The 10,614-nt window shown below is 72.2% G+C and carries 12 protein-coding genes; 5 read left to right on the top strand and 7 right to left on the bottom strand.

The window, feature by feature from the left end; genetic code table 11:
* Positions 1-108: 108 nt before the first annotated feature.
* Together cbiQ and ACFVYR_RS09310 are read left to right on the top strand one after the other, a co-directional pair.
* Positions 109-804 (top strand): cobalt ECF transporter T component CbiQ, encoded by a 696-nt coding sequence (gene cbiQ, locus ACFVYR_RS09305; protein ID WP_384252600.1) that lies wholly within the window; start codon positions 109-111, stop codon positions 802-804.
* A complete protein-coding gene (locus ACFVYR_RS09310) occupies positions 801-1,694 on the top strand; it encodes an energy-coupling factor ABC transporter ATP-binding protein (protein WP_384252597.1) in 894 nt (297 codons plus the stop codon). Before cbiQ ends, ACFVYR_RS09310 begins: the two co-directional genes overlap by 4 nt.
* A gap of 35 nt (positions 1,695-1,729) precedes the next feature.
* On the opposite strand, the gene ACFVYR_RS09315 is transcribed toward ACFVYR_RS09310, so the two are convergent.
* The 4 genes from ACFVYR_RS09315 to ACFVYR_RS09330 form a co-directional block, all read right to left on the bottom strand.
* Complete coding sequence (locus ACFVYR_RS09315) at positions 1,730-2,566, bottom strand: endo alpha-1,4 polygalactosaminidase (RefSeq protein WP_384252999.1); 837 nt, start codon at positions 2,564-2,566, stop codon at positions 1,730-1,732.
* A gap of 196 nt (positions 2,567-2,762) precedes the next feature.
* Positions 2,763-3,638, bottom strand: a complete 876-nt coding sequence (locus ACFVYR_RS09320; protein ID WP_384252595.1) for an SGNH/GDSL hydrolase family protein — start codon at positions 3,636-3,638, stop codon at positions 2,763-2,765.
* A 345-nt stretch (positions 3,639-3,983) separates the two neighbouring features.
* A complete protein-coding gene (locus ACFVYR_RS09325) occupies positions 3,984-4,475 on the bottom strand; it encodes a hemerythrin domain-containing protein (RefSeq protein ID WP_384252592.1) in 492 nt (163 codons plus the stop codon).
* Between the two features lie 58 nt (positions 4,476-4,533).
* On the bottom strand, positions 4,534-4,836 hold the full coding sequence (locus ACFVYR_RS09330) for a hypothetical protein (RefSeq protein ID WP_384252590.1): 303 nt from the start codon (positions 4,834-4,836) through the stop codon (positions 4,534-4,536).
* Positions 4,837-5,029: 193 nt separating this feature from the next.
* Between ACFVYR_RS09330 and ACFVYR_RS09335 the strand changes: the two genes are divergently transcribed.
* Positions 5,030-5,257: a DUF5133 domain-containing protein gene (locus tag ACFVYR_RS09335; RefSeq protein WP_384252588.1), complete on the top strand. Its 228-nt coding sequence runs from the start codon at positions 5,030-5,032 to the stop codon at positions 5,255-5,257.
* 154 nt (positions 5,258-5,411) lie between these two features.
* Positions 5,412-6,446 (top strand): PHP domain-containing protein, encoded by a 1,035-nt coding sequence (locus ACFVYR_RS09340; RefSeq protein ID WP_384252586.1) that lies wholly within the window; start codon positions 5,412-5,414, stop codon positions 6,444-6,446.
* Positions 6,447-6,514: 68 nt separating this feature from the next.
* Here ACFVYR_RS09340 and ACFVYR_RS09345 read toward each other — a convergent pair whose 3' ends face one another.
* From ACFVYR_RS09345 to ACFVYR_RS09355, 3 genes are read right to left on the bottom strand one after another with little or no spacing between them, the layout of a single operon-like run.
* Entirely contained in the window at positions 6,515-8,620 is a 2,106-nt protein-coding gene (locus ACFVYR_RS09345; protein WP_384252584.1) for a xanthine dehydrogenase family protein molybdopterin-binding subunit, read from the bottom strand.
* 39 nt (positions 8,621-8,659) lie between these two features.
* Positions 8,660-9,670 carry an FAD binding domain-containing protein gene (locus ACFVYR_RS09350; RefSeq protein ID WP_384252581.1) on the bottom strand — a complete coding sequence of 337 codons (1,011 nt, stop codon included), beginning with the start codon at positions 9,668-9,670 and terminating at the stop codon, positions 8,660-8,662.
* Positions 9,667-10,200 (bottom strand): (2Fe-2S)-binding protein, encoded by a 534-nt coding sequence (locus ACFVYR_RS09355; protein ID WP_384252578.1) that lies wholly within the window; start codon positions 10,198-10,200, stop codon positions 9,667-9,669. The genes ACFVYR_RS09350 and ACFVYR_RS09355 overlap by 4 nt, the downstream gene beginning before the upstream one ends.
* A gap of 216 nt (positions 10,201-10,416) precedes the next feature.
* Between ACFVYR_RS09355 and ACFVYR_RS09360 the strand changes: the two genes are divergently transcribed.
* Entirely contained in the window at positions 10,417-10,545 is a 129-nt protein-coding gene (locus ACFVYR_RS09360) for an LPFR motif small protein (RefSeq protein WP_252102819.1), read from the top strand.
* Positions 10,546-10,614: the final 69 nt, after the last annotated feature.

A 10,614-nucleotide genomic window follows, 5' to 3' on the forward strand; every position in this document is an offset into this window, starting at 1 on the left:
CCGCCGGCCGCCGCGGGGGGGCCCGGACCCGAGACCTCGCTGTTTGCCCGGGGGGGGCGCCCCCCCCCGGGGGCGCCCCCCCCCTGGGGGGGCCCCCCCCGCCACCCCGTGGACAAGGCCGTGCTCGGGCTCGGCCTCACCGTCCTGGCCATCTCGCTGCCGCCCTGGCCGGGCGCCGCGCTCGTCCTGGTCACCGCGCTCGTCCTGCTGCTCGGCCCCGCGGGCGTGCCCCCTCGCAAACTGTGGCGCGCCTACCGGGTGCCGCTCGGCTTCTGTGTCACCGGCGCGCTGACGCTGCTCGTCCAACTCGGCGGCCCCGACGGATTCGTCACGTTCGCCGACGGCGGCCCGGCGCGCGCGGGCGGCCTCCTCCTGCGCACCTCCGCGGCCTCCCTCGGCGTGCTCCTCTTCGCCTTCACCACACCGATGTCGGACCTGCTGCCCCGGCTGGTGAAGGCGGGCGTGCCCGCACCGGTCGTGGACGTGGCACTCGTCACCTACCGGATGAGCTTCCTGCTCCTCGACTCCATGAGCCGGATCCGGCAGGCCCAGGCCGCCCGGCTCGGTCACACCACTCGCGCCGCCACCTGGCGTTCCCTGGCCGGTCTCGGCGCCACCGCGTTCGTGCGGGCCTTCGACCGGGCGAGCCGTCTGCAGGCAGGGCTCGCGGGACGCGGCTACGACGGCACACTGCGCGTCCTCGTGCCCGACGCCCGCATCTCGCGGCCCTTCGTGGCCGTCGGCGCGGCACTCCTCGTGGGCCTGGTGGCCCTCACCCTCGTACTGGAAAGGTTCCTGCCATGACCGAGCCGAGGGTTCTGCGCGAGCCGGGCGCCCGCGGCGGACCGGGCGACCCGGTGGTCGCCCTGCGCGCCGCGTCCTACGCGTACGAGGACGGGCCCACCGTGCTCAGCGGCCTCGACTTCGATGTCGTCGAGGGCCGCGCCCTCGCCCTGCTCGGCCGCAACGGCAGCGGCAAGACCACCCTCATGCGGCTGCTCAGCGGCGGACTGCGGCCCGCCGCGGGCCGGTTGACGGTCGAGGGCGTCCCCGTGACGTACGACCGCAAGGGCCTGACCCGGCTGCGCACGACCGTGCAGCTGGTCGTCCAGGACCCCGACGACCAGCTGTTCGCCGCCTCCGTCGAGCAGGACGTGTCCTTCGGGCCGCTCAATCTCGGCCTGTCCGACGCGGAGGTGCGGGCCAGGGTCGCCGAGGCGCTCACGGCGCTCGACATCACCGCGCTGGCCGACCGCCCGACCCACCTGCTCTCCTACGGCCAGCGCAAACGCACCGCCATCGCCGGCGCCGTCGCGATGCGCCCCCGCGTACTGGTCCTTGACGAGCCGACCGCCGGACTCGACCCCGACGGCCAGGAGCGTCTCCTCGCCACGCTGCAACGGCTGCGGGACGCGGGCACGACGGTGGTCATGGCGACCCACGACGTGGACCTGGCCCTGCGCTGGGCCGACGACGCGGCGCTGCTCACCCCCGCCGGGGTGCGGACAGGACCGGTCGCGGAGATGCTGGGCCGCCGTGACCTGCTCACCCAGGCCGGCCTGCACCTGCCGTGGGGAATCGCGGTCGCCGAACTCCTGCGCACGCACGGCCTGGCGGCCGACACGGGCGAGGGCCCGCGCACGGCGGAGGAGCTGGCGGCGCTGGTGGCGGGGGCGGGGGCGGGGGAGCGCTGAGGGAGCCGTTCCCCGCCCCGGGCCCACCGGGCGGCTCAGCAGTGGCGGTACACGTGACCGTCCTCGCCCGCGGGCCGGACGTCGCGGTCGCGCAGGGTGATGGACAGCTTCCTGCCCCAGGTGCGGCAGGCGGCGTCGAAGTCTTTGCGCACGTACTCGATGTCGAAGACCTTCCCGTCGTACGCGGACGCGAAGTCGGGGCACTCCTTGTAGTGGGCGCACTCCTCCGTCACGGCGAAGTCGAAGCCGATCCGCTTGCGCCGGTCCAGCAGGTCGGTGGTGTTCTTCTGCGCGATGGCCAGGCCCTGGCCGTGCGCGCGCCGGGCGAGGAGGCGGGCGAAGGCCGCGGCGTCGTCGGGGGTGAGCAGGTCGTCGGAGCGCTCGTAGGAGTCGAGGTTGTCGGGCTCCACCGCGTCGAAGCCCGCCTTCGCGCAGCCGTCGATCCACTTGCCGACGATGTCGGCGAGGGCCGTGCGCTTCTTCGGCGTGGAGATGTCGAGCAAGGGCTCATCCCAGTCCTCGTCTACGACCGTCTCCCCCTCGTCGTCCCGCAGGAGAAGCGTGGGGTGCTCGTGCTTCCACCAGGAAGTCGCCTCCTTGCCGGGCTGGGCCTGGAAGGCGTTGACATAACAGATGTTGTAGCGGCCAGGGACGGGCTCGGCGGTGCGGTCGCGCGAGACGGCCCGTACCTTCGGCCCAGGCGGGTACGGGCCGCCCAGCTGGTAGTCGAAAGCGGCGTCGACCGGTGGCTGGCGGACCTCGCCCCCGTGCGGGCGGGCCGCGGGGCTCTCGAACTCAGGGGCGCCGGAACCGCCGGTCGAGCAGCCGGCCAGGAGGGCGAGGAGCACCGCGCCGCCCAGAGTGATGCGCACGGGCCGTCGGGCCCGGGCCGCCGCGGTGCCCGTCGGCCGCGCGGCGGAGTTCCCGTCAGTCCACGCGAGGCTCCCTCCGGTCCGCGCGGAAAGGGTCTCATCGGTCCGCGCGGAGCGGTTCTTGCTGGTACGCCACTTGATCCCGGTCACCCGACAAGGATCGCAGCCCTCAATTCCGGGCCGCGCGCAGGGCGGGTCAGGACAGGGCTTCGGTCGTCTGCTCGGCCATGCCCGCCTCGCCGGCCGCGTTGGGGTGCACGGGCACGAAGTTCGTGCCGAAGAGCACCGGTTCGATCCAGCGCTGCCCCGCCGGACGGCAGGCGTCGTGCGCGTCGGACGCCGCGGCCATGTCGACGAACGTGGCACCGGTCTCCGCGGCGGCGCGCTGCGCCACGCCGTTCAAGGTGGCCTCCAGATCACGGAGGTAGGGGACGTCGCCCTCCGCGATCGGCATCTTGGCGAAGCAGCCCGGCACGGACCGCGCCGGAGTGATCCACGGATAGCCGAGGACCGCGACCTTCGCCCGCGGCGACCTCGCCCTGATCTCGTTCAGCGACGCCTTGATCGCCGGGTACGTCTTCGACTCGACCTGGTCCTTGAAGCTGTCGCCGTAGTGGTCCTTGCAGGGGCTGCCCTTGCCGCCGGAGAGGATGCCCGCGCTGCCGCAGGCCAGGATCGAGCTGATGAAGGTGTTGTTGTCGTTGCCGCCGATGGTGAGCGTCACCAGTTGCGTGTCGCTCTTCAGCGCGTCGAACTGTGGGGCCACGCCCGGGTACTGGGACGTGGTGAAGTGCTTGGTCTGCGCCCCGCCGCACGTCACGTCGGTGAGTCTCGCGCCCAGCGAGGCCGCCAGGAGGTGCGGGTAGTTCCGTGAGGTGCGGGCGCACTGGAGAGGTGCCTCGGCGTCGAGGGGAAGCACGCCCGAACCGGCGCTGTAACTGTCCCCCAGGGCGACGTAGCGCAATGGTTCCGCGGTGTCTGCGGCGGCCGGGCCCGCGCCGAGGCCGAGCGCGGCGATCCCGGTGACGGCGGCGAGGACCGCGACGGTGCGACGGGGAGCGGGCATGCGCATGGGAGTTCTCCTCCGGGCAGGGGGAAGCCAGGGGAGGGCGGGGGGCCGGCTTCCAGAGGTGGGTGTGTGCAACGTAGTGCACGATGAGACGGCTCACTACGTACACGCATGCGCATCCGCGTGGTGCCGATTGGCATCCGGGTGACAAGCCCTGTGCGAGCGGACGCGGCGGCACCGGAGGAGGAAGTGCCGCCCGCCGGAATTCGCTCTTTCGGGTACGGGGGTACCTGGGTGTGCGGGTATGTCGGTACGTCAGTACGGCGATACGCCGGGGTGGTCACGCCCCGGCGTATCGGCCGCTGATCCGTATGCCCGCGCGGGGGAGACAGCTTCCCCCGCCGTCCCTCACTTCCGGAGAATGGCGCGGATGTCGTCCACGTTCCCGCGGTGGGCGGCCAGTTGCTTCTCGCGCTCCTTGAGGAAGGCCGAGCCGAGTTCCTCGCGCCGTTTCATGGCGACGTTCTCGCGGGCATCGTTGAGGATGGTGCGCTCTTCCTCGTCCGTGTGGTGGTTGATGGCCTCGACGAGCTTCTCCAGCTTCTCGTCCCACTCGTCCGAGCCGACGTCTTCGACCTCGAGCAGTTCCAGGAGCGCCTGATTGCCCTCCTCGTGCTCTTCCTCGCCGTGCTCGACCTCTTCGTCGTCGATGTTCTTGTACCGGCGCAGTGCCGGATAGACCTCCGCCTCCTCGGCGAGGGCGTGCGCGATCAGCAGGTCGGCGAACTCGCTGAGCGCGGCGGCACGGTCGGCCTCCATGTTGCGCATGTCGCGGAAGAGGTCCTCCATCGTGCGGTGGTCCTGAAGGATCAGCTCGACGACGTCCTGCGTCTGGGCCATGGGGGTTCCGCCTTTCGATTCTTCCGATTCCGGAAGCCGTATACCCCGTGATCGGGGTTCATCGCACGAGCCGCGCGATGAGCTCCTCCACCTCGGCGGGGCTGAGGTGGAGGAGCAGGGCGTCGTCGGGCGTGCCCGGCGCGGCGGGGGCGATCACGAGCCGCACGTGATCGTCGCGTGGAGCCGGAGCCGGAGCCGGAGCCTCGATATGGAAAGCCGGAGGCAGAGACGTCCGCCAGGAGATCAAGGCGTCGCGCAGACGGCCGTGCGCCGAGGAGACATCGCGTGCGGCCCAGCGCGTGGTGACGGCGTCGAGGCCGTCGGCCCGCCGCGTTCCGGCCCGGGTGGTGGTGTTCGCCATGGCCTCATCCTCACCATCCGACGGAGCGTTCGCCTCCGGTCGGCCGCAGAGGGAGTAACGCCCCCACGAATGCCGGGCCGCCGGACCGCGAGCAGAGCCGCCGGACGCCGGAATTTTCCGGATGCGTATGGCACAGAAGTGCGGGTACAGAAGAGAAACCCAGTGATATTTCACATCGTGGAAGGAGCACAGCGTGCTCAGGCCCAACCCGGCGATTCTGGACGGACTGCTCAACACCTACGCGACCCTGCGCGCCCGGCAGGCCGCCGAGGACTCTGCCGAAATCCGTCGTCGACTGGACGACGTCTCGTACACGCTGTGCGTATCCACCGGTACGCGGAATGTGGAAGCCGCCATCGAGGCCGCCACGGCGCAACTGTCGGCAATGGCCTACGACGACACGCCCGGCCTGGCGGCCTGAGCTCCGGTTCCCACCCCAAAGCCCCACCGGCGCCCCTCGCCGCGCCGCGCGCCCGCGACTGCGCCACGCTGGAGTTTGCCAGAGCCTCTGGAGCGCGGCCGGTGCCGGTCTCCGGAGCGCACGTACGTCGCAGTCCCGGAGGCCGGAGGTGTCGATGGAGCCCGTTCAGGCGTTGGAACGCATCGCCTTTCTGCTGGAACGCGGACGCGCCCCCACCTACCGGGTGAAGGCATTCCGGACCGCCGCCGCCGTAGTCGGGGAACTGGCCGAGGGCGAGGCCGAGCGCCGGGCCGCCGACGGCTCGCTGGAGTCGCTCAAGGGGATCGGGCCCAAGACCGCGGGCGTGGTCCGCGAGGCGCTGGCCGGTGGTGTGCCGGCGTACCTGGAGCGGCTGGAGGACGAGGCGCGCGAGCCGATCACCGGGGGCGGCGCCGACCTGAGGGCCCTGTTGCGCGGCGACTGCCACCTGCACTCCGACTGGTCGGACGGCGGCAGCCCCATCGAGGAGATGGGCCGGGCGGCGCGGGAGATCGGCCATGAGTGGGCGGTGCTCACCGACCACTCGCCGCGGCTGACCATCGCCCGCGGTCTCTCACCGGACCGGCTGCGCGAGCAGCTGGAGGTGGTGGCCGCGCTCAATGAGCGCTGGGCGCCCTTCCGGCTGCTCACCGGCATCGAGTGCGACATCCTCGACGACGGCTCCCTCGACCAGGAGCCGGAGCTGCTCGACCGGCTCGATGTGGTGGTCGTGTCCGTCCACTCCAAGCTGCGCATGGACGCGGCCGCGATGACGCGCCGCATGGTCACCGCGGTCAGTGATCCGCGGGCCGACGTCCTCGGGCACTGCACCGGACGGATCGTCGTCGGCCGCGGCAGGCCGGAGTCGCAGTTCGACGCCGACGCGGTGTTCGCCGCGTGCGCGGACGCGGGCACGGCGGTGGAGATCAACAGCCGTCCCGAGCGGCTCGACCCGCCACGGCGGCTGCTCCGCCAGGCCGTGGCGGCCGGAACGCTGTTCTCCGTGGATACGGACGCCCACGCGCCCGGCCAGCTGGACTGGCAGATCATCGGGTGCGAGCGGGCCGAGGAGTGCGGTGTTCCGGCTGCGCGGGTCGTGAACACCTGGTCGGCGGAGAAGCTTCTGACCTGGACGCGGATGAGCCGGGCGAGGGCTCGCTCCGCCTCCTGACGGCTACGTTCTCAAGGCCCGGACCCAGGCCTGCCCCGCCGCCCCGACGGATTGCCTACGCCGTCGGCTCAGTCGTCGTCCTCCAGCGCCGTCAGGACGCGGTCCGGGGTGAGCGGCAGTTCGCGCAGCCGTACGCCGATCGCGTGGTGCACCGCGTTGCCGATGGCCGCGGCCGTCCCGACGATGCCGATCTCGCCGATGCCCTTGCTCCCCATGGGGTTCAGGTGCGGGTCGTCCTCATCGATCCAGTGCGCCTCGATCACGGGCACGTCGGCGTGGGCCGGAACGTGGTAGGAGGCGAGGTCGGACTCCGCGAAGTCGCCGAAGGCGGCGTCCATCGTGCTGCTCTCGGTCAGCGCCATCCCCAGGCCCATCGTCATGCCGCCGATGAACTGCGAACGGGCCGTGAGGGCGTTGAGGATGCGCCCCGCGGCGTAAACGCCAAGGAGACGGCGCACCCGGACCTCGCCGGACACCGTATCGACCGTGACCTCGGCGAAGTGGGCGCCGAAGGCATGGCTGGCGTAGTCGCTCTCGGCGTCGGCGGTGCCCGTCGTGTCGGCCGTGGCGCTGACGCCCTCCGGGGGCAGCTGCTGCCCCTGCTGTCCGGCGAGCCGCTCGGCCAGCCGCGTACAGGCCTCGTGCACGGCCCAGCCCCAGGAGGCCGTGCCCATGGAACCTCCGGCCAGTGGTGCCGACGGCAGGTCGCTGTTGCCGACCTCGGTGCGCACCCGCTCCACCGGGACGCCGAGCGCGTCGGCGGCGACCTGGGCCAGCACGGTGCGGGCGCCCGTGCCGATGTCGGTGGCGTTGACCCGGACCACGAAGCTGCCGTCCGGACAGGCGTGGGCGGCGGCCTGGGAAGGCGAGGCGGAGGCCGGGTAGGTGGCCGCGGCGACCCCCGTGCCCACCAGGAGGGGCCCTTCCCGGCGGGTGCGCGGGCGCGGGTCGCGCTCGGACCAGCCGAAGCGGCGGGCGCCTTCCCGCAGGCATTCGGCGAGATGGCGGCTGCTGAACGGCCGGGAGCTGTCGGGTTCGGTGTCGGTGTCGTTGCGCAGCCGCAGTTCGACGGGGTCGACGCCGGCCGCATCGGCGAGCTCGTCCATCGCCGACTCCAGCGCGTACATGCCGGGAGCCTCGCCCGGGGCGCGCATCCAGGAGGGGCTCGGCACGTCGAGGGGGACCACGCGGTGGGTGGTGCGGGCGTGCGGCGAGGGGTACATGACGCGGGTCGCGGCGGCGGCCGTCTCGACGAACTCCTTGACGTGGGAGGTGTGCGAGGTGACCTCGTGGATCACGGAGGTCAGCGTGCCGTCCGGCTCGGCGGCCAGCCGCAACCGGTGCAGCGTCGGGGAACGGTGCCCCACGACCGTCGCCAACTGCCGCCGGGGCAGGGAGAGTTTGACCGGCCTCTCGGTCACCCGGGCGGCCATGGCGGCGAGCACCACGTGCGGCCGTGGCGTGCCCTTGGAGCCGAAGCCGCCGCCGACGTGCTCGGAGACGACCGTGATGCGGTCCTCGGGCAGCTCGAACAGACTGGCCAGGACGCCGCGGACCGTGGTGGCGCCCTGGCTGGAGTCGTGCACGGTCAGGTGCCCGTCCTGCCAGCGCGCCGTCGCGGCGTGCGGCTCCATGGGGTGGTTGTGCAGGGGCGGCACCGTGTAGTTCACGTCGACGCGTACGGGCGAGGCGTCGAACGTCTTCTCGGCGTCGCCGCGGGTGTGCTCTCCCGACGTACCATCGGAGTCCTCCGGTACGTAGGCGTCGGGGTGGTCGGCGCGCAGGGTGACGTCGTGGGACTCCTCCGCGTAGGTGACCCGCACGGCATCGGCGCCTTCGCGGGCCGCCTCCAGGGTGTCGGCGACGACGAGTGCGACGTACCAGCCGCGGTGCGGCACCCGGGCGTTCTGCAGCACGGCGAGGGTCGCGTCGTCCGGCTCGGCCAGCTTCGGTGCGTTCAGATGGCTGAGGACTGCGACGACGCCGGGCAGCGCGAGGGCTTCCTCGTCGTCGACGGCCGTGACCTCACCGCGTGCCACCGTGGCGGGCACCGGCCAGGCGTAGGCGCAGCCCTCGGGTGAGTGCTCGGCGGCGTAGCGGGCGGTCCCGGTCACCTTGTCGGGGCCCTCCCTGCGTTCGGCGGGCGCCCCGAGAGCACTGACGGTGTCCGGCATGAGGTTCTCCCTGAGAAGCGGATACGGGCGGGGGCGGGGTCAGGACGCGGACGTGCCGGGGGAGCGGGGCGAGTCGGCGAGGCGCCGCAACACGTCGCACGCGAGATTGCGGGCAAGACGCACCTTGAAGGCGTTCTCCCGCAGCGGCTCGGCGGCGGAGAGTTCGGTGTCGACGGCGCGCAGGAACGCCTCGTCCGTCGGCGCGGCACCCGTCAGTGCCTCCTCGGCCCGCAGGGCGCGCCACGGCCGGTGGGCCAGGCCGCCGAACGCGATCCGTACCTGGCGTACGACGGAGTCCTCGACGTCGAGCACCACTGCCACGGACGCGAGCGCGAAGGCGTACGACGCCCGGTCGCGCGCCTTGCGGTACGCCGAGGGCAGGTTCGCGGTCGAGGGCGGCAGCGTCACCCCGGTGATGAGCTCGCCGTGCGCGATCTCGGTGTCCTTCTCCGGCCGGTCGCCGGGCAGCCGATGGAACTCGGCGGCGGGCAGCGTGCGGGAGCCCCGGGGGCCCCGCAGTTCGACCTGGGCGTCGAGTGCGGCGAGTGCGACGGCCATGTCGGAGGGGTGAGTGGCCACACAGTGCGGCGAGTGGCCGAGGACGGCGTGGTCGCGGTCGACGCCTTCGCGCGCGCCGCAGCCGCTGCCGGGCTCACGCTTGTTGCACGGCTTGCCGAGGTCCTGGAAGTAGGGGCAGCGGGTGCGCTGGAGCAGGTTGCCGCCCGTCGTGGCCATGTTGCGCAGCTGGCCCGACGCGCCGGAGAGCAGCGCCTGCGCGAGGACGGGGTAGCGGTCGCGGACCAGTGGGTGGGCGGCCAGGTCGCTGTTGCGCACGGCCGCGCCGACGCGGACGGAGCCGTCGCGGAGCTCCTCCACGGAGTCCAGCGGCAGCCGGCTGACGTCGATCAGCGTCTCGGGCCGCTCGACTCCCAGCTTCATCAGGTCGACGAGGTTGGTCCCGCCGCCGAGGTAGCGGGCGGCGGGGCGGCCGGCGTGGGCCGCGGTCGCCTCGTCGACGCTGTGGGCGCGCACATACCTGAAGGTCTTCACGAGGTCACGTCCTCGACGGCTTCGACGATGTGCGGGTAGGCGCCGCAGCGGCACAGGTTGCCGCTGAGCCGCTCGCGGATCTCGTCCTTGGTCAGCGGTACGGGTGGGCCGGTGGCCGTGCCCGGCTCCGTCACGTAGGAGGCACGGCCCGCCTCGGCCTCCGCGATGGCGCCGACGGCCGAACAGAGCTGACCCGGCGTGCAGTACCCGCACTGGAAGGCGTCGCGCTCGACGAAAGCCCGCTGAAGCGGGTGCGGTGCCTCGCCGTCGGCGTCCCGCAGCCCTTCGACGGTGGTGATGTCGCACCCTTCGCAGGCGACGGCCAGCAGCAGACAGCTGTTGGCGCGGCGCCCGTCCACAAGGACCGTGCAGGCACCGCACTGGCCGTGATCACAGCCCTTCTTGGCGCCTGTCAGGCCGAGCTGCTCCCGCAGGACGTCCAGCAGGGTCGAACGGTGGTCCACGACGGGCCCGCAGCCCTTGCCGTTCACCGTCATGGGCACTTCCGAATGGAACACATCGGTTCCCATGGCGCGCTGCTCCCTCGTCCGAACATGATCTGTGACGACATCGTTTAACCAGCCTGAGCCAGAACACACATTCCGGCATGCCGGAGGGAGTGGGCCGGGGTGCGGGATTGCGGCCAGTTTTGTCGGGTTCCGACGGGGCAACCGACTGGTGCGAGGCTGTGCGGCGACGCACAGCAATTTGACCACTATCGAGCCAGAGCTCTATGGAGGCCCATCATGCTGAAGGCCATTGCAGACGTTTTCCGTGCCATCGGTGGAGCCATTGCGACGGTGGTCACCCTGCCGTTCCGTGCGGTCGCACGGCTCTTCGGAGGCGCTTCCGACACCGCGCACGGTCATCACTGACGACAAAATGTGTCAGTCAGCCCATTGGCCCGTGGGAAGGGGGCCGGAGCAATTGCTCCGGCCCCCTTC

It is taken from the genome of Streptomyces sp. NPDC058284 (genome assembly GCF_042881135.1).
In the GTDB taxonomy this organism is placed as follows: Bacteria; Actinomycetota; Actinomycetes; order Streptomycetales; family Streptomycetaceae; genus Streptomyces.